Source organism: Kosakonia sp. CFBP8986, assembly GCF_034044935.1.
GTDB classification, from domain to species: domain Bacteria; phylum Pseudomonadota; class Gammaproteobacteria; order Enterobacterales; family Enterobacteriaceae; genus Kosakonia; species Kosakonia cowanii.
Map to the genome: position 1 here is coordinate 390,857 of NZ_JAXCXB010000002.1, position 16,799 is coordinate 407,655.

14 protein-coding genes and 1 tRNA gene are annotated in these 16,799 nt (G+C 57.4%); 8 read left to right on the forward strand and 7 right to left on the reverse strand.

Translation table 11 applies throughout. From position 1 onward, the window contains the following. Positions 1-57: 57 nt before the first annotated feature. The 4 genes from ada (at position 58) to mgtE (ending at position 5,064) form a co-directional block, all read left to right on the forward strand. Entirely contained in the window at positions 58-1,119 is a 1,062-nt protein-coding gene (gene ada / locus SOM48_RS05510) for a bifunctional DNA-binding transcriptional regulator/O6-methylguanine-DNA methyltransferase Ada (RefSeq protein ID WP_320511578.1), read from the forward strand. Next, the gene (gene alkB, locus SOM48_RS05515; RefSeq protein ID WP_320511579.1) at positions 1,119-1,775 is read left to right on the forward strand and encodes a DNA oxidative demethylase AlkB; all 657 of its coding nucleotides are present in this window, start codon (positions 1,119-1,121) and stop codon (positions 1,773-1,775) included. Before ada ends, alkB begins: the two co-directional genes overlap by 1 nt. Positions 1,776-1,842: 67 nt before the next feature. Continuing rightward, on the forward strand, positions 1,843-3,486 hold the full coding sequence (locus tag SOM48_RS05520) for a multidrug ABC transporter permease/ATP-binding protein (RefSeq protein WP_320511580.1): 1,644 nt from the start codon (positions 1,843-1,845) through the stop codon (positions 3,484-3,486). Between the two features lie 141 nt (positions 3,487-3,627). Continuing rightward, entirely contained in the window at positions 3,628-5,064 is a 1,437-nt protein-coding gene (gene mgtE, locus SOM48_RS05525; RefSeq protein WP_023479683.1) for a magnesium transporter, read from the forward strand. Here mgtE and SOM48_RS05530 read toward each other — a convergent pair. Continuing rightward, the gene (locus tag SOM48_RS05530; RefSeq protein WP_320511581.1) at positions 5,027-6,262 is read right to left on the reverse strand and encodes a SulP family inorganic anion transporter; all 1,236 of its coding nucleotides are present in this window, start codon (positions 6,260-6,262) and stop codon (positions 5,027-5,029) included. The two genes, mgtE and SOM48_RS05530, sit on opposite strands and share 38 nt — an antisense overlap. A gap of 276 nt (positions 6,263-6,538) precedes the next feature. Here SOM48_RS05530 and mqo point away from each other — a divergent pair, with 276 nt between their 5' ends. After that, a complete protein-coding gene (mqo, locus tag SOM48_RS05535; RefSeq protein ID WP_076770176.1) occupies positions 6,539-8,194 on the forward strand; it encodes a malate dehydrogenase (quinone) in 1,656 nt (551 codons plus the stop codon). A 39-nt stretch (positions 8,195-8,233) separates the two neighbouring features. Here mqo and SOM48_RS05540 read toward each other — a convergent pair whose 3' ends face one another. From SOM48_RS05540 to SOM48_RS05555, 4 genes are all read right to left on the reverse strand, one after another. Continuing rightward, positions 8,234-8,890, reverse strand: coding sequence for an epoxyqueuosine reductase QueH (locus tag SOM48_RS05540; RefSeq protein WP_094421191.1), 657 nt, complete (start codon positions 8,888-8,890; stop codon positions 8,234-8,236). 180 nt (positions 8,891-9,070) lie between these two features. Further along, positions 9,071-9,147: transfer RNA gene (locus tag SOM48_RS05545), tRNA-Pro, on the reverse strand. Positions 9,148-9,223: 76 nt separating this feature from the next. Next, positions 9,224-10,984 (reverse strand): LPS biosynthesis-modulating metalloenzyme YejM, encoded by a 1,761-nt coding sequence (gene yejM / locus SOM48_RS05550; protein WP_313161777.1) that lies wholly within the window; start codon positions 10,982-10,984, stop codon positions 9,224-9,226. 18 nt (positions 10,985-11,002) lie between these two features. Next, complete coding sequence (locus SOM48_RS05555) at positions 11,003-11,230, reverse strand: YejL family protein (RefSeq protein WP_023479697.1); 228 nt, start codon at positions 11,228-11,230, stop codon at positions 11,003-11,005. A gap of 133 nt (positions 11,231-11,363) precedes the next feature. Between SOM48_RS05555 and yejK the strand changes: the two genes are divergently transcribed. Continuing rightward, the gene (yejK, locus tag SOM48_RS05560; RefSeq protein WP_076770174.1) at positions 11,364-12,371 is read left to right on the forward strand and encodes a nucleoid-associated protein YejK; all 1,008 of its coding nucleotides are present in this window, start codon (positions 11,364-11,366) and stop codon (positions 12,369-12,371) included. A gap of 51 nt (positions 12,372-12,422) precedes the next feature. Here yejK and rplY read toward each other — a convergent pair whose 3' ends face one another. Further along, positions 12,423-12,707 carry a 50S ribosomal protein L25 gene (rplY, locus tag SOM48_RS05565; protein ID WP_054803364.1) on the reverse strand — a complete coding sequence of 95 codons (285 nt, stop codon included), beginning with the start codon at positions 12,705-12,707 and terminating at the stop codon, positions 12,423-12,425. 124 nt (positions 12,708-12,831) lie between these two features. After that, positions 12,832-14,592 carry a DNA repair helicase RadD gene (gene radD / locus SOM48_RS05570; RefSeq protein ID WP_312479612.1) on the reverse strand — a complete coding sequence of 587 codons (1,761 nt, stop codon included), beginning with the start codon at positions 14,590-14,592 and terminating at the stop codon, positions 12,832-12,834. 147 nt (positions 14,593-14,739) lie between these two features. Here radD and rsuA point away from each other — a divergent pair, with 147 nt between their 5' ends. Together rsuA and SOM48_RS05580 are read left to right on the forward strand one after the other, a co-directional pair. Continuing rightward, positions 14,740-15,447 carry a 16S rRNA pseudouridine(516) synthase RsuA gene (rsuA, locus tag SOM48_RS05575; RefSeq protein WP_094421092.1) on the forward strand — a complete coding sequence of 236 codons (708 nt, stop codon included), beginning with the start codon at positions 14,740-14,742 and terminating at the stop codon, positions 15,445-15,447. 18 nt (positions 15,448-15,465) lie between these two features. Next, positions 15,466-16,659, forward strand: a complete 1,194-nt coding sequence (locus tag SOM48_RS05580) for a Bcr/CflA family multidrug efflux MFS transporter (protein ID WP_320511582.1) — start codon at positions 15,466-15,468, stop codon at positions 16,657-16,659. The last annotated feature ends 140 nt before the right edge of the window (positions 16,660-16,799 follow it).

Here is a 16,799-nt window from a genome sequence, read left to right on the forward strand (position 1 = left end):
GTGTTTGCGCGCGCGCTAACCGCCACAGTAAGGCTAAGCTTAGATAAGGAGCCTGCGATGAACAATGCGATGTTAACCGATGATCAATGCTGGCAGGCGGTGCTGGCGCGCGACCCAAACGCCGACGGTCAGTTTGTCTTTGCCGTGCTGACCACGGCGATTTTTTGCCGCCCCTCCTGCACAGCGCGGCGCGCCCTGCGCCAGAATGTGCGCTTCTATAAAGATGTCGCCAGTGCGCTGGAGGCGGGTTTTCGTCCCTGCAAACGCTGCCAGCCGGATAAAACACATCCGCAGCAGCAGCGGCTGGAGAAGGTCGCCGCCGCGTGCCGTTTGCTGGAGCAGGATCAACCCGTGACGCTGGCAGAACTTGCCGCGGCGGTTGCCATGAGCCCTTATCATTTCCACCGTCTGTTTAAAGCGGTGACCGGCGTGACGCCAAAAGCGTGGCAGCAGGCGTTTCGCGCCCGGCGCTTACGCGAAACACTGGCGAACAGCGAGACCATTACCGATGCGGTGCTGGCAGCCGGATTCCCGGACAGCAGCAGCTACTATCGAAACGCGGATGCGGCGCTTGGCATGACCGCGCGCGCCTTTCGCCGCGGCGGCTCGTACTGCCCGGTCTGGTTTACCCTGACAAACTGTACGCTGGGCCGCTGCCTGGTGGCGGAGAGCGAACGCGGGATCTGCGCCGTGCTCTTGGCCCAGAGTGATGACGCATTACTGGCGCAACTCAGCAACCTGTTTCCGCATGCCCGCCAGGCAGAAGATGATCCACAATTTACTGCGCGCGTGCAGCAGGTGATTGCGCATGTAGAGAGACCCGATTCGCCCTTTACCCTGCCGCTCGATTTACGCGGCACCGCGTTTCAGCTGCAGGTGTGGCAAGCGCTGCGCCAGATCCCGGCAGGGGAGAGGGTCAGCTACCAGGCACTGGCGCAGAGTATTGGCAAGCCCGGCGCGGTCAGAGCCGTCGCCAGCGCCTGTGGGGCGAATAAGCTGGCGGTTATTGTTCCCTGCCATCGCGTGGTGCGCCAGAGCGGGGCACTCTCCGGCTACCGCTGGGGAGCCGAGCGCAAAGCGCAGTTACTGGCGCGCGAAGCTAATCAACAGGAGACCTGATGCTCGATCTGTTTGCCGATGAACAACCGTGGCAGGAGCCGCTGGCGCCGGGCGCCGTGGTACTGCGCCGCTTTGCCCTTGCGCACAGCGAGGCGCTGATGCGCGGTATCGCCGATGTGGTCAGCGTTGCACCGCTGCGCCATATGGTGACGCCCGGCGGTTACACCATGTCCGTTGCCATGACCAACTGTGGGCAGCTTGGCTGGACGACGGACAAGCGCGGCTATCTTTACGATGCCGCCGATCCGCAGACGCAGCGCCCATGGCCCGCCATGCCGCAGGCCTTTGTGACGCTCTACAACGCGGCAAGCGCCGCTGCCGGCTACCACGACTTCCGCCCGGATGCCTGCCTTATCAACCGTTATGCGCCGGGAGCCAAACTTTCGCTGCATCAGGATAAGGACGAGCCGGATCTGCGTGCGCCGATTGTCTCTGTTTCGCTCGGTCTGCCGGCAGTCTTCCAGTTCGGCGGGCTGAAACGCAGCGATCCGTTGCAGCGGCTGCTGCTGGAGCATGGCGATGTGGTGGTGTGGGGCGGGGAGTCGCGCCTCTTTTATCACGGCATTGCGCCACTGAAGCCGGGCTACCATCCCCTGACCGGCGAGTGTCGCTATAACCTCACTTTTCGCCAGGCAGGCAATAGCGAACAAAAATAAGAATTATTCTTGATGAAAACAGGTAGCCGTTTAAACTGCTGGCTGTTTTTATTGACCGGATACGCTTATGGAACTTCTCCTTCTTGTCTGGCGGCAGTATCGCTGGCCGTTTGTGGCAGTACTGGCGCTGTCGCTTGCCAGCGCGGCAATGGGCATCGGCCTTATTGCCTTTATTAACCAGCGCCTGATTGAATCTGTCGATCTCTCTGTTGCCGTGCTGCCGGAGTTCCTTGGCCTGCTGTTGTTGTTAATGGCCGTCACTCTCGGCTCGCAGCTGGCGCTGACAACACTGGGTCACCACTTTGTCTACCGCCTGCGTAGCGAATTTATCAAGCGTCTTCTGGATACGCCGATCGAGCGCATCGAACAGCTGGGCAGCGCCTCGCTGCTGGCCGGGCTGACCAGCGATGTGCGTAATATCACCATCGCCTTTGTGCGCCTGCCGGAACTGGTGCAGGGGATTATCCTCACCGTCGGCTCCTGCCTCTATCTCGCCATGCTTTCCGGCAAGATGTTGCTGATCACCGTTATCTGGATGGCGCTGACCATCTGGGGCGGGTTTATGCTGGTGTCGCGTGTCTATAGACATATGGCGACCCTGCGCGAGACGGAAGATAAGCTGTATGCCGATTTCCAGACGGTGCTTGAAGGGCGCAAAGAGCTTACGCTCAACCGCGAGCGCGCCGAGCATGTGTTTGAAAAGATGTACCTGCCGGATGCGCGCGAATACCGCCACCATATTATCCGCGCCGATACCTTCCATCTGAGCGCGGTGAACTGGTCGAACATCATGATGCTGGGCGCGATTGGCCTGGTGTTCTGGATGGCGAACGGGCTGGGCTGGGCGAATACCAATGTCGCGGCGACCTACTCGTTGACGCTGCTTTTTTTGCGCACGCCGCTACTCTCCGCCGTGGGCGCGCTGCCAACGCTGCTCACCGCCCAGGTGGCGTTTCGCAAACTCAAGCAGTTCGCGCTGGCACCATACCGCCCGGAGTTTCCGCGCCCGCAGGCCTTCCCCGGCTGGCAAACCCTTGAGCTGCGCAATGTCACCTTTAAATATCAGGATAATGACTTTGCCATCGGGCCAATCAATATGACCCTCACGCGCGGCGAACTGGTGTTTCTGATTGGCGGTAACGGCAGCGGGAAATCGACGCTGGCGATGCTGCTGACCGGCCTCTATCAGCCGCTCTCCGGCGAGATCCTGCTCGATGGCAAACCGATGGCGCAGGATAAACCGGAAGATTACCGCAAGCTCTTCTCGGCGGTGTTTACCGATGTCTGGCTGTTTGACGAACTGCTTGGCCCCGAAGGGCAGCAGGCCGATCCGGCGCTGGTGGCGAAGTGGCTGGAGCAGTTAAAGATGTCGCACAAGCTGGAACTGGAAAACGGCAAAATCCTCAACCTGAAGCTGTCGAAGGGGCAGAAGAAGCGCGTCGCGCTGCTGCTGGCGCTGGCGGAAGAGCGCGATATCCTGCTGCTGGATGAGTGGGCGGCAGATCAGGATCCGCACTTCAGGCGCGACTTCTACCAGGTGCTGTTGCCGCTGATGCAGCAGATGGGTAAAACCATCTTCGCCATCAGCCATGACGATCACTACTTTGTTCACGCCGATCGCCTGCTGGAGATGCGCAATGGCCACTTAAGCGAGCTGGAAGGTGAAGAGCGTCAGCTCGCCTCTCGCGACGCCGTTTCCCGCACTGCGTAACAACAACGCTCCCTGCTGAACCGGGGAGCGTTGCCGTTTTTTTATCCAAACAACCGCACCGTTGAGCCTTTTTTTAGCACCTGGCGCTATGCTTAAGGCTATTCCGCCCGGATGAGAGGGCGCTTTCGATTCAGGATTGTCATGCCGGTTATTAAAAAGAACAGTGTCAAACTGCGCGAAGAAGAGCGCGCGCGCCTTATCTGGTTGCTCACCACTCATAAAGCCCTGACCGCCACGCTGTTGGGCGAAATCACGCTGGTAGAGCAGGTGAACAGTGAAGTGCTCGATCAGCACCTGCTCGAAGTCCGCGCCCTCGCCGCACACCTGCCGCCGCCGGATCTGGCCGATACCCTCGAAGCGCTGCCGGTGGTTGAACGCCATGCGCTGTGGCGGGTGATTGAAGATGACAAGCGCGGCAAAGTGCTGCTCGAAGCCTCGGAAAATGTCTGGGACGATCTGATTGATGAGATGAGCGACCGCGCGCTGCTGGATGCGCTGGAAACCCTCAATATCGATGAGCAGATCTACCTGGTGCAGCACCTGCCGCGCAACCTGACCGGGCGCATGATGGCGACGCTGCCGCCGAAAGAGCGCGCGCGGGTGCGCCAGGTGATGCGCTATGGCAAAAACTGCGTCGGCGCGATCATGGAGTTTGAGGTGATCACCATCCGCGCCGAGGTGACGCTGGCCGCCGTTCAACGCTATTTACGCCGTCTGGGAAAGATGCCGGAAAACACCGACAAGCTGTTTGTGGTCGATCGCGATAACCGCCTTGTTGGCGAGCTGACGCTGCAAACTCTGCTGCTTAATGCCACCAGTCGTGAAGTGGGCGAGGTGATGGAGAGCGATCCCGTCACCTTCCTGCCGGAAGAGGAGGCGGAGCGTGTCGCGCGCACCTTTGAGCGTGACAACCTGCTCAGCGCAGCTGTGGTGGACGAGAACGGCATTCTGATGGGGCGGCTGACCGTCGATGAGATCCTCGACGTGGTCTATGAAGAGACCGATAACGATATGCGCCAGATGGGCGGCCTGAGTACCGAAGAGGATGTGTTTGCCCCCGTCACCAAAGCGGTAAAGTCACGCTGGGCGTGGCTGGCGCTTAACCTCTGCACCGCCTTTATTGCCTCGCGGGTGATTGACGGTTTTGAACACACCATCTCGCAGCTGGTGGCGCTGGCCTCGTTGATGCCGATTGTCGCCGGTATTGGCGGTAACACCGGTAATCAGACCATCACCATGATTGTGCGTGCGCTGGCGCTGCAAAACATTCAGCCGGGCAACTTCTCGTTTCTTATTCTGCGCGAAATGGGCGTGGCATTAATCAATGGCGTGGTGTGGGGCGGCTTAATGGGCTGCATCACCTGGTGGCTGTATGGCGACCCGGCGCTGGGCGGCGTGATGATGTTGGCGATGGTGCTTAACCTGCTGATGGCGGCATTAATGGGTGTGCTGATCCCGATGCTGATGATCCGGCTGGGGCGCGACCCGGCGGTCGGCTCCAGCGTGATGATCACCGCCATTACCGACACCGGCGGCTTCTTTATTTTTCTTGGTCTGGCGACGCTGTTTTTGCTGTAAACAGCGACTTTTCCCGCCACTTCGCCGGCGTTATCGTCAGCGTCACCACTCCGGCAACCACGCCAATCGCCAGGTTGCCGGTGCTGACGGTGGCAATCACCGTTATCACCATCACCACGCTCTCGATGAAAGGCGCCTGCTTCAGGGTGCCAGGCTTGAGGCTTCCCCAGTTAAAGGTCTTGAAGGCGACAATCGCCATAATCCCGGCCAGCACCACCATCGGGATTTTCGCCATCACCTCGCTTAACGCCGTAACCAGCAGCAACAACACCAGCGCGGCGGCAACGGTTGAGAGGCGCGTGCGGCCTTTGCCCATCTCAACGTTAACGATGGTTTGACCAATCATCGCGCAGCCAGCAATGCCGCCGTAGAAACCGGCAAGGATATTGGCGATGCCAAGCCCGGTACTTTCGCGCCCTTTATTCGACGGCGTATGGGTTAAGTCATCAACCAGTTTGGCGGTCAGCAGCGACTCCATCAGCCCGACAAAGGCGATGCTCAGCGCGCAGGGCCAGATAATACTCAGCGTATGCAAATCAAACGGCACCAGCCATTCGGTCAACCCCGGCAGGCCGCCCTGCATCGGGCCTTCATCGCCGACGGTCGGTAATAGCTGACCGCTGAAGATGGTATAGGCGGTAAGCACGACAATCGCCACCAGCGGCGCGGGAACGCTTTTCAGCCAGCGCGGCAGCCACAGCACAATCAGCAGCGTCAGGGCGAAGAGCGCCAGAATAAGCGGATTTTTGCTCCAGAAGTGGGGCACCTGGGCAAAGAAGATCAGAATACCGAGGGCGTTAACAAACCCGGTCATCACCGCATGGGGAATAAAGCGCATCAGGCGCGCCATACCGGTCAGGCCAAAGATTATCTGGATCACGCCCGCCAGTAATACCGCAGGCAAAATGTATTCCACACCGTTCTGGTTGACCATTGGACCGATAACCAGCGCGACTGACCCGGCAGCTGCCGTTACCATCGCCGGGCGACCGCCGAGAATGGACATCGCGAAGCAGAGCACCACTGAGGCGATCAGGCTCACTTTCGGGTCAACACCAGCAATCACCGAGAAGGAGATCACTTCCGGGATCAGCGCCAGCGCAGTGATCACACCGGCTAAAATTTCACGTGTAAACAGCTTCGGCGAGCGCAGTACGGCGCTTACCTGAGAAGAGGAGGGGGTAGTGTTGTCGGTCATAACATTCCGCAAGTGGAGAGTGCCATAGAAGCAGAGGCAAACGGCATCCATGCGTTTGGCAAAGCGCAGGATAATAGCAGATTTACGCGTCAGGCGGGCAACAATTATTGTTAAAACTAATGCATAAAAGCAACTTATTAGTAACATTTATATAATTATTATTTAATGTTTAAACATTATTTAAATCTCGACTTTTAAGTGCTACGTTAGACGAGCTAACGACTTAACCCTCTATAAATGCGAATAAAGCAGCACTAAAAGTAAGGCAATATCATCATGAAAAGAATGACTGCCAGGCTGTTTTCGATGGCTGTCGGGCTTAATGCTGTCTCAAAAGCAGCAGATGCGTCCGCATCGAAAGAGCAGGAAACAGATGTGCTTTTAATCGGTGGTGGGATCATGAGTGCCACGTTGGGAACCTGGCTTTCGGATCTTGAACCGGACTGGTCAATTACGATGGTGGAGCGTCTCGACGCCCTGGCGCAAGAGAGTTCAAACGGCTGGAACAACGCCGGTACCGGGCATGCTGCCCTGATGGAACTCAACTACACCCCCCGCAGCGCGGACGGCTCTGTCAGCATTAAAAAAGCGATTGAGATCAACGAAGCGTTTCGCATCTCTCGCCAGTTCTGGGCGCACCAGGTAAAAAGCGGTGTGCTGCGCGACCCGCGCTCCTTTATCAATACCGTGCCGCATATGAGCCTCGTCTGGGGCGACGACAACGTCAACTTCCTGCGCGCGCGCTATAAAGCGTTGCAGCAGTGCTCCCTGTTTCGCGGCATGCGCTACTCCGAAGACCCTGAGCAGATCAAACAGTGGGCACCGCTGGTGATGGAAGGGCGCGATGCCACGCAAAAAATTGCCGCTACCCGCACAGAGATTGGCACTGATGTTAACTTTGGCGAGCTGACGCGCCAGATGATTGGCTCGCTGCAGAAGAAGGCGAACTTCGCCCTGCAACTGGCGACCGAAGTGCGCGGCTTAAAGCGTAATGCTGACCAGAGCTGGAGCGTGACGCTGCATAACCTGAACAGCGGCGCTGAGCAGGTGATCAAAGCGAAATTTATCTTTATCGGTGCCGGTGGCGCAGCGCTGAAGCTGTTACAGCAATCCGGCATTCCGGAAGCGGCCGATTACGCTGGCTTCCCGGTAGGCGGCCAGTTCCTGGTGGCGGAAGACCCGGCGGTGGTGAATCACCATCTGGCAAAAGTCTACGGTCAGGCGACCGTTGGCGCGCCGCCAATGTCGGTGCCGCATATCGATACGCGCATAATTGATGGCAAACGCGTGCTGCTCTTCGGGCCATTCGCCACCTTCTCGACGCGTTTTTTGAAAAACGGATCGCTGTGGGATCTGCTGCGCTCAACCAACTCATCCAATATTTTGCCGATGCTGACGGTCGGAATGACCAACTTCAGCCTGGTGAAATACCTGGTAAACCAGGTGCTGCAAAACGAGGATGACCGCTTTGATGCGCTGCGTGAATACTATCCGCTGGCGCAAAAAGAGGACTGGCGCTTGTGGCAGGCAGGGCAGCGGGTGCAGATTATCAAACGCGAAGCCGGGAAAGGCGGCGTGCTGCGTCTGGGCACCGAAGTGGTCAGCGACAAAGAGGGCACCATTGCCGCGCTGCTTGGCGCGTCGCCGGGTGCCTCAACCGCAGCACCGATCATGCTCGAGCTGATGGAGAAAGTGTTTACCGAGCGCTTCGCTTCAGAGGCCTGGCAAACTAAGCTGCGGGAGATTATTCCCTCGTTCGGTACCGAACTGAATGGCAATATCGAAGCCGCCGACGCCGAGCTGCGCTACACCAGCGAAATCCTCGGTCTGAAGTGCGACGAATCGATGGTGGCGGACATTACCCCGCCGGTGCAGAAGCCGGTGACGCAACCGCATCACGACGATGAGCAGGTTGCGGATATCGCGCTGTAATGCAAACAATCCCGGTCAGATGGCCGGGATTGTTCATCTCTATTCCTGCTCATCACCGTAATAGAGCTTACCGATTTTAATCAGCGGTCGGCCCTGGGATTTACGGTGCAGGTTGCTGTCGCGCAGGGAGTAGACGCAGCCGCAGTACTCCTGCTGGTAGAAGCGCTCCCGTTTGCTGATCTCAATCATCCTTGCCGAGCCGCCCTGTTTGCGCCAGTTGTAATCCCAGTAAACCATCTCCGGGTAGTGCCCCGCCGCGCGCTGGCCGCAGTCATTGATTTGCTGCATATTTTTCCAGCGAGAGATGCCCAGCGAACTGCTGATGGCTTTGAAGCCGTGCTCATGGGCATAGAGCGCCGTGCGCTCAAAGCGCATATCAAAACACATTGTGCAGCGCACGCCGCGCTCAGGCTCCCACTCCATCCCTTTCGCCCGCTCGAACCAGTTGTCGGTATCGTAATCCGCATCGACAAAGGGCACGCCGTGCTTCTCAGCAAAGCGGATATTCTCCTCTTTGCGCAGTTCATACTCTTTTTGCGGATGAATGTTCGGGTTATAGAAGAAGATGGTGTAGTCGATACCGGAAGCCTGGATCGCTTCCATCACTTCACCCGAGCAGGGCGCGCAGCAGGAGTGGAGCAGCAGTTTATCGGCACCGTTGGGCAGCTGGAGTTGTGGACGGTTTAAGTCGGACATAGGTTTCACTCATCATAACAGGCATGAATTTGTCTCTATGTTAACATCCTGATTACGAATTGCTTACCCGTTTACCGGAATAGAAGGGGTTTTGGCGGGCAAAAAAAAACAGCAAGTTAAAATAACTTGCTGTTTTTTCTCGTCTTGCCGGAATGAAGCAGGCAAGGCGGTGGGGAATTTTGGTCGGCACGAGAGGATTTGAACCTCCGACCCCTGACACCCCATGACAGTGCGCTACCAGGCTGCGCTACGTGCCGACATGTGGCGCTAATACTACCCGTTTCTTGCCTGATTGCAAGTACAGGGCAGGCTGAGTGATTCATAAATAATCAATCAGTTAGCGATAAACCGTTTTTCATCGGTCAGCACCTGCAGCAGTAAACTGAGCTGCGGTTTCTGATCGCGGATCTTCTCGCCCTGCGCATCCCAGGACTTATAGTTGCCGTTCTGATCGAGCACCAGCGTCATCTGCGGCGTGGTAATCGCCAGCGTATTGCTGTTAGCGGCGGTCACCCAGTTGTGGCGGCGCGTGGCGGTAAAGAGATCCTGACCCTGCGAATACTCATTAGCCGGCGTGCTGACATGCAGCAGACGCTGCATCAGAGTGGTCATCACATCCTGATGATCCGTCAGCCTGGTAATACGCTGCGCCGGCGTGCCCGGCCAGTGTACGACCAGCGGCACATGCAGGCGGCTGCGCGACCAGTCGAAGGTCGTGTCCTGCTGATCGGCCGGGATGCCGCGACCAGCGGTGATCACCACTACCGTGTTGTCCATTTTGCCGGAGGCGCGCAGCGCATCCAGCACGCGGGCAATCTGCGCATCGACATCGGCGGCAGCGCGGGTGTACTTACGTGCAAAGCCCGGTGTGTCGATGTCAAACGTCGCGGTACCGTTAAAGGAGACCCATGAGAACCAGCGGGTATCGTCCTGCGCATCATGGGACAGCCATTTGATCCACTGATCGGCCGTCTGCGCATCACTCTGGCTTTTCGCCGGCGGCAGCGAGAAATCTGACAGCAGCGCCTGGCGATTGAGCGGGCTGCTGAAGCCATCTGACGAGAAGAGACCCAGCTGATAACCCTGATGATTCAGTGCGGTGATCAGCGCGGGCGGAATGCGTGACGACATTACGCCATCCATATAGCTTGGCGAAATACCGTAGAAGAGGCCGAAGTAGCCATTATCCGCGTTATTCCCGGCGCTCATATGCTGGGTAAATTTAACGTTCTGCCCGGCAAAGCTCGCCAATTGCGGCATCTGTTTTTCATAACGGGCGTAGTTCAGCCCATCGACGGTAATCAGCAGCACATTCTGCCCGGAGCCCATATCGAGATAGCGCAGATCGCTTAACGGATACTGCACCGATACCGCTTCCGGATTGCCTTGCTCCACCAGGCGACGCTGGTAATCCTGCGCATCCAGCAGACCATGTTTTTCAAGGAAGCGGCGCGCGGTCATCGGGTAAGAGAGCGGCAGGTTGGCGCGCTGCATGGTGATCGGGCGATAGAAATTGGCGTCCGCCCAGATATACATCACGTGGGTGGCAATAAAGGAGACAAAAAAGAGGGCGGCCACCGGTTTGGCGAAGTGGCGGCGGCGCGTGAGGCTGCGCAGCTTCTGCCAGCTCCACGTCGCAAACAGCATCTCAATCAGCAAAATGACCGGCACGCTGATAAACATCAGCTGCCAGTCGCGGGCCATCTCGTTCTGATCGGGATTAATGACCAGTTCCCAGACCACCGGATTGAGGTGCAGGTGAAAACGGGTAAAGACTTCGCTGTCGATAAGCAGCAGCGTCATGCCTGCGGTGGCGAGGATCGCCGAGAGCACGCGCATCAGCCGCTGCGACATCACAATAAAGGTCAGCGGGAAGAGGATCAGCAGATAGGTGGCAAACACCACAAAGCTGAAGTGGCCCACCAGGCTCAGCCAGGAGTAAATACGCCCGGAAAGCGTGGTCGGCCAGTCGGCAACAAACAGGTAACGGCTACCGAGCACGATGGACAACAAAATGTTGAACAGCGCAAACCAGTGCCCCCAGCTCACCATCTGGGAGACTTTTTCACGGTAGCGTTGACGATTAGTCACCATAAACTGTTGTGATTTCCCTTAGTGCGCTTTGTCGTCGCCAATGGACGATTGCAGTGCCTTTGCGAAAGATGTCGCGATGGCCTGACGCTGCGCGGGGGCGACGCTGCTGTTAATCAGGTTGGTCACCATATTGCCCAGCACCATCAAAGAGAGGTCGGCCGGTGCTTTGTGTTTTTCCAGTACGTTGGCCAGCTCACTGAGCAGTTGTTCAACGTGTTCATCACTGTAGCGGGAGATTTGTGGCATAAATCGAAATCAGTCTGTTCATGAAAGGGCAACATCTTACCGTAGGAAGAGCTTTTTTTCTGCTTTTTTATCAGCAGTTGCACCGCGGCGTTGGTGGTGGTTGAATACCGCCGGTCAAAAAGGAGAGTTTATCATGAGTCTGGACATCAACCAGATTGCCCTGCACCAGCTTATCAAGCGCGATGAGCAAACCCTTGAGCTGGTGCTGCGCGATTCTTTGCTCGAACCCACCCCGCCCGTCGAAGAGATGGTGGCGGAACTGCACCGGGTCTATAGCGCAAAAAATAAAGCCTATGGCCTGTTTAATGAAGAGAGCGAGCTGGCACAGGCGCTGCGTCTGCAACGTCAGGGCGAAGAGGAGTTTCTCGCCTTCAGCCGCGCGGCGACCGGGCGCTTACGTGATGAACTGGCGAAATACCCCTTTGCCGACGGCGGTATTGTGCTGTTTTGCCACTACCGTTATCTGGCGGTGGAGTATCTGTTAGTGGCGGTGCTGAACAACTTAAGCAGCATGCGCGTCAATGAAAACCTCGATATCAGCTCGACGCATTATCTTGATATCAATCACGCCGATATCGTTGCGCGCGTCGACTTAACCGAGTGGGAAACTAACCCGGAGTCAACGCGTTACCTCACCTTCCTGAAAGGGCGGGTAGGGCGCAAGGTCGCGGATTTCTTTATGGATTTCCTTGGCGCCAGCGAAGGGCTGAATGCGAAAGCGCAGAACCGTGGGCTGCTGCAGGCAGTCGATGATTTTACTGCCCAGGCAGAGCTTGATAAATCCGAGCGTCAAACTGTTCGTCAGCAGGTCTACACCTACTGTAACGAGCAGTTGCAGGCGGGCGAGGAGATTGAGCTGGCGTCGCTCTCAAAAGAGCTGGCGGGCGTAAGCGAAGTGAGCTTTGAAGAGTTCACCGCAGGCCAGGGCTACGAGCTGGAAGAGAGCTTCCCGGCGGATCGCAGCACCCTGCGGCAGTTGACCAAATATGCCGGTAGCGGCGGCGGGTTGACCATCAATTTTGATGCGCTGCTGCTTGGCGAGCGTATCTTCTGGGATCCGGCTACAGACACGCTGACCATCAAAGGTACGCCGCCGAACCTGCGCGATCAGCTGCAGCGTCGGCTGAGCGGCGGAAAATAGGCCATAAAAAAACCCCGCCGGAGCGGGGTTTTTTCTTCAACTTGTCAGCGATTACGCGCGAACGAAGTCGATGTGAGTCAGTTTCGGCTTGAACGGGTGACGCTGAACAGCCTGAATCTTAACTTTAACTTCTTTGCCATCGAGAGCCAGGGTCAGAACGTCGCTGTAGAAACCAGGCTTAGTCTGCATGTTCCACACTTTGTCGTGATCCAGTTCGATAGCAACCGGCGCTTCAGTTCCACCGTAGACGATAGCCGGGAACTTGTTCGCGGTGCGCAGGCGGCGGCTCGCACCCTTACCCTGCTCATTACGTACTTCTGCGTTAATAGTAAACATTTGAATCTCTCTTAAATAAATCCTGTTACAGGCGACCCAGCAACAGGCAGATGATCGGCTTTGCGGATGCAAAAGCGGGCGGTATTCTATCCCCTAATGATTGATACAGCAATCAAAAGTGCGCTTAGCCGCGCAATTCATGCGCCCGGCGAAAGCGACCTTCGTAATCAAACACTTTTTCCCGCACCTGCCAGTACTGCCCTTTCATACGTGCGACGACAAAATCGGGGTGACGCAGCAGCGCCTGCTGGGCGACGATATCCGCCGCCGCAATCCAGCGTAACGGCACGCCGGGCGTGCGGGTATGCGGGCGCATAAAGAGCTGCTCAAAGGCGGTGCGCTGCGCCGGGGTCTGCAGGCGAAAGCGCTCGCTGACATCGGCGCCATCTTCATCGTAATAGGTGATTTTAAGCCATTCGCCTTTCTCATCCGCGCCGTGCTGCAATGTCATGCCACTACAGCGCAGCACCAGCGCATCTTTCAACTTCAGCGCGGCTTTCAGCATATCGTCCGGGTCGACGAGAATCGCATCGCAGCTGCGGCAGCGGCGCGCGGCGATATCATTCTCCGCATTGCAGTGCGGGCAGTTTTTGAAGCGGAAACGGTAATCGCACTGCTCGCGATGCCCTTCATCATCTTCAAACCAGCCCTGGCAGCGGCGGCCAAAGTGCTCAATCAGCGTGCCGTCAGCGGTTGTTTTACCCCAGAAAGTATTAGCGAAGCCGCAGCCCGGGCAGAAGACCTGCACCGGCACGTTATCGCTTTTGCCTTTCGGCGCGCCAATCTCCGGGGCGTAGAGGTCGTGCGGGTTACCGGCGTAATCCAGAATCAGGCAGTCGGTTTTCCCCGGAGCCAGGCGCAGGCCGCGACCGACAATTTGCTGATAGAGGCTGACGGATTCCGTCGGGCGCAAAATGGCAATCAGATCGACATGCGGTGCATCAAAGCCGGTGGTCAGCACTGCGACGTTGACCAGAAAGCGGAACTGCTGCTGTTTGAAAGCCTCAATTAAGGCATCACGCTGCGGGCCGGGCGTTTCGCCGGTGATCAGCGCTGCGTCGTCCGCGGGCAGCAGGCCGGTGATTTCGCGGGCGTGCTCCACCGTGGCGGCAAAAATCATCGCCCCTTTGCGCGTCTGCGCAAACTCAACAATCTGGCTGACAATGTGCGGCGTAATGCGCTTCTGCTTCTTCAGTTCGCGGTTCAGCTCCGCTTCGCTGAACAGGCCGTTACTCTGCGTCTGTAAGCGGCTGAAATCGTACTGCACCACCGGCATATCCAGCCGCTCCGGCGGCGTCAGATAACCGTGTTTAATCATATAGCGCAGCGGCAGTTCATAAATACAGTCGCGGAACAGCGCTTTTTCATCGCCGCGTACCATGCCGTGATAGTGAAAGCGGTAAATCCACCCTTTACCAAGACGGAAGGGGGTTGCCGTCAGGCCGAGCAGGCGAATGCGCGGATTCACCTCCTTCAGATGGGAAAGAATTTGCTGATACTGGCTGTCGTCGTCATCGCTGATGCGATGGCACTCATCCACCACCAGCAGGGAGAACTCACCCTGGAACTGATCAAGGTTGCGCGCCACCGACTGCACGCTGCCAAACACCACTTTGCCGTGGCTCTGCTTGCGCTTCAGCCCGGCGGCAAAAATATCTGCATCCAGCCCAAGGGCGATATATTTGGCGTGGTTCTGCGCAACCAGCTCTTTCACATGTGCCAGCACCAGCACGCGACCACGTGCCAGCCGCGCCAGCTCGGCAATCACCAGGCTTTTCCCGGCGCCGGTTGGCAGCACAATCACTGCGGGTTCAGCGTGTTGACGAAAATGGGCGAGGGTGGCATCCACCGCTTCGCGTTGGTAGGGGCGTAGCGTAAAAGTCATTGTCTCAACGGCGTTACAGATTGACGGCAGACAGTATGCCACGAAACTTTGCTTTAAGCGGTTTATGATGCTCGTTATACTTCAGGCTGTTCATCTCTTTTGTGGGCGCATTGCCCCCATTCAGCACCATACAGGCTAGAAAATTTCATGCGACTTGATAAGTTTATCGCTCAGCAGCTTGGCGTCAGCCGCGCCATTTCCGGGCGCGAAATCCGCGGCAGCCGTGTTACGGTCAATGGCGAGATCGTTCGCGATGCCGCCTTTAAACTGCAACCGGAACACGAGGTTGAGTATAACGGCAATACCCTCGTTCAGCAGACCGGCCCGCGCTACTTTATGTTGCATAAACCGGAAGGGTACGTCTGTTCTACCGAAGATCCCGATCACCCGACGGTGCTCTACTTCCTCGACGAACCGGTCGCGCACAAGCTTCACGCCGCCGGGCGTCTCGATATCGACACCACCGGTCTGGTGCTGATGACCGATGATGGCCAGTGGTCGCACCGCATTACCTCGCCGCGCCATCACTGCGAAAAGACTTATCTGGTGACGCTGGAGTCGCCGGTTGCAGAGGATACCGCCGAGCAGTTCGCTCACGGCGTCCAGCTGCATAATGAAAAAGATCTCACCAAACCCGCCGTGCTGGAGGTGATTACGCCGACGCAGGTGCGCCTGACGATCAGCGAAGGGCGCTATCATCAGGTGAAGCGCATGTTTGCCGCCGTGGGCAACCACGTGGTCGGCCTGCATCGCGAACGCATTGGTGGCATCCGTCTGGATGACGACCTGGCGCCGGGTGAGTACCGCGCACTTACCGAGGATGAAATTGCCAGCGTTGGCATGCTCACCCGCTAACTTCAGGAGATTGCTGCCGTGACCAGCAGGCCACACTCATCACTGAGTATTGTCTTTATCCTTGGCCTGTTGGCCATGCTGATGCCGTTGTCGATTGATATGTATCTTCCCGCCTTGCCGGTGATTGCCGGGCAGTTCGGCGTACCGGCCGGCAGCGCGCAGATGACCCTGAGCAGCTATATTCTCGGCTTTGCCATCGGCCAGCTCTTCTATGGACCGATGGCAGACAGCATCGGGCGCAAGCCGGTGATCCTTGGCGGCACGCTGGTGTTCGCCGTGGCGGCGGTGGCCTGCGCGCTAGCGCAGAGTATCGAGCAGCTTATCTTTATGCGCTTTTTGCACGGCCTCGCCGCCGCGGCAGCCAGCGTGGTGATTAACGCCCTGATGCGTGATATCTACCCGCGCGAAGAGTTCTCACGCATGATGTCCTTTGTCATGCTGGTGACCACCATTGCGCCGCTGCTGGCACCGATGATTGGCGGCGCGGTGCTGATATGGTTCAACTGGCACGCCATCTTCTGGATCCTCGCGCTGGCGGCGCTGCTGGCATCAGGCATGATCGCCTTTTTCATCCGCGAAACGCTGCCGGTAGAGAAGCGGCATAAGTTCCATTTCCGCACCACCCTTGGCAACTTTGCCTCGCTGTTTCGCCACAAACGCGTGCTCAGCTATATGCTCGCCAGCGGCTTCAGCTTTGCCGGGATGTTCTCCTTCCTCAGCGCCGGGCCGTTTGTCTATATCGAAATTAACCACGTCTCGCCGCAGGATTTTGGCTACTACTTTGCACTCAATATTGTCTTCCTGTTCATTCTGACCATTATCAACGGCCGCTTTGTGCGCCGGGTTGGCGCGCTGAATATGTTCCGCAGCGGGTTGTGGATCCAGTTTGTGATGGCGTTATGGATGGTGGTGACCGCGCTGCTGGATGTTGGCTTCTGGGCGCTGGTGGTGGGTGTGGCGGCGTTTGTCGGCTGCGTCACGCTGGTGGCGTCGAACGCGATGGCGGTGATCCTCGACGAATTCCCGCATATGGCTGGCACCGCCTCATCGCTGGCGGGCACCTTCCGTTTTGGTATCGGGGCGATAGTTGGCGCGCTGCTGTCGCTGGCCACCTTCAACACCGCCTGGCCAATGATCTGGTCGATGACCTTCTGCGCCACCTGCTCGGTTCTCTTCTATCTCTATGCCAGCCGCACCAAAAAAGCGGCATAACCCCTCTCAACAGGGAGCGTAACCCGCTCCCTGCGTTGATGCATATCAAGCAAAAGCCGTTCTCTTTTTGGGCTTTTTGTTTCTTTTATGTAAAATCCTGTCGTGTAAAAAGTCACATCTTTGTAGTGAAAAAGGTTGAG

Coding starts and splice junctions, on each gene's coding strand:
- mgtE (WP_023479683.1), top strand. CDS start 3,628: ATGCCGGTTATTAAAAAGAACAGTGTCAAACTGCGCGAAGAAGAGCGC.
- SOM48_RS05530 (WP_320511581.1), bottom strand. CDS start 6,262: ATGACCGACAACACTACCCCCTCCTCTTCTCAGGTAAGCGCCGTACTG.
- rsuA (WP_094421092.1), top strand. CDS start 14,740: ATGCGACTTGATAAGTTTATCGCTCAGCAGCTTGGCGTCAGCCGCGCC.
- radD (WP_312479612.1), bottom strand. CDS start 14,592: ATGACTTTTACGCTACGCCCCTACCAACGCGAAGCGGTGGATGCCACC.
- alkB (WP_320511579.1), top strand. CDS start 1,119: ATGCTCGATCTGTTTGCCGATGAACAACCGTGGCAGGAGCCGCTGGCG.
- SOM48_RS05520 (WP_320511580.1), top strand. CDS start 1,843: ATGGAACTTCTCCTTCTTGTCTGGCGGCAGTATCGCTGGCCGTTTGTG.
- SOM48_RS05555 (WP_023479697.1), bottom strand. CDS start 11,230: ATGCCACAAATCTCCCGCTACAGTGATGAACACGTTGAACAACTGCTC.
- ada (WP_320511578.1), top strand. CDS start 58: ATGAACAATGCGATGTTAACCGATGATCAATGCTGGCAGGCGGTGCTG.
- mqo (WP_076770176.1), top strand. CDS start 6,539: ATGAAAAGAATGACTGCCAGGCTGTTTTCGATGGCTGTCGGGCTTAAT.
- rplY (WP_054803364.1), bottom strand. CDS start 12,707: ATGTTTACTATTAACGCAGAAGTACGTAATGAGCAGGGTAAGGGTGCG.
- yejM (WP_313161777.1), bottom strand. CDS start 10,984: ATGGTGACTAATCGTCAACGCTACCGTGAAAAAGTCTCCCAGATGGTG.
- yejK (WP_076770174.1), top strand. CDS start 11,364: ATGAGTCTGGACATCAACCAGATTGCCCTGCACCAGCTTATCAAGCGC.
- SOM48_RS05540 (WP_094421191.1), bottom strand. CDS start 8,890: ATGTCCGACTTAAACCGTCCACAACTCCAGCTGCCCAACGGTGCCGAT.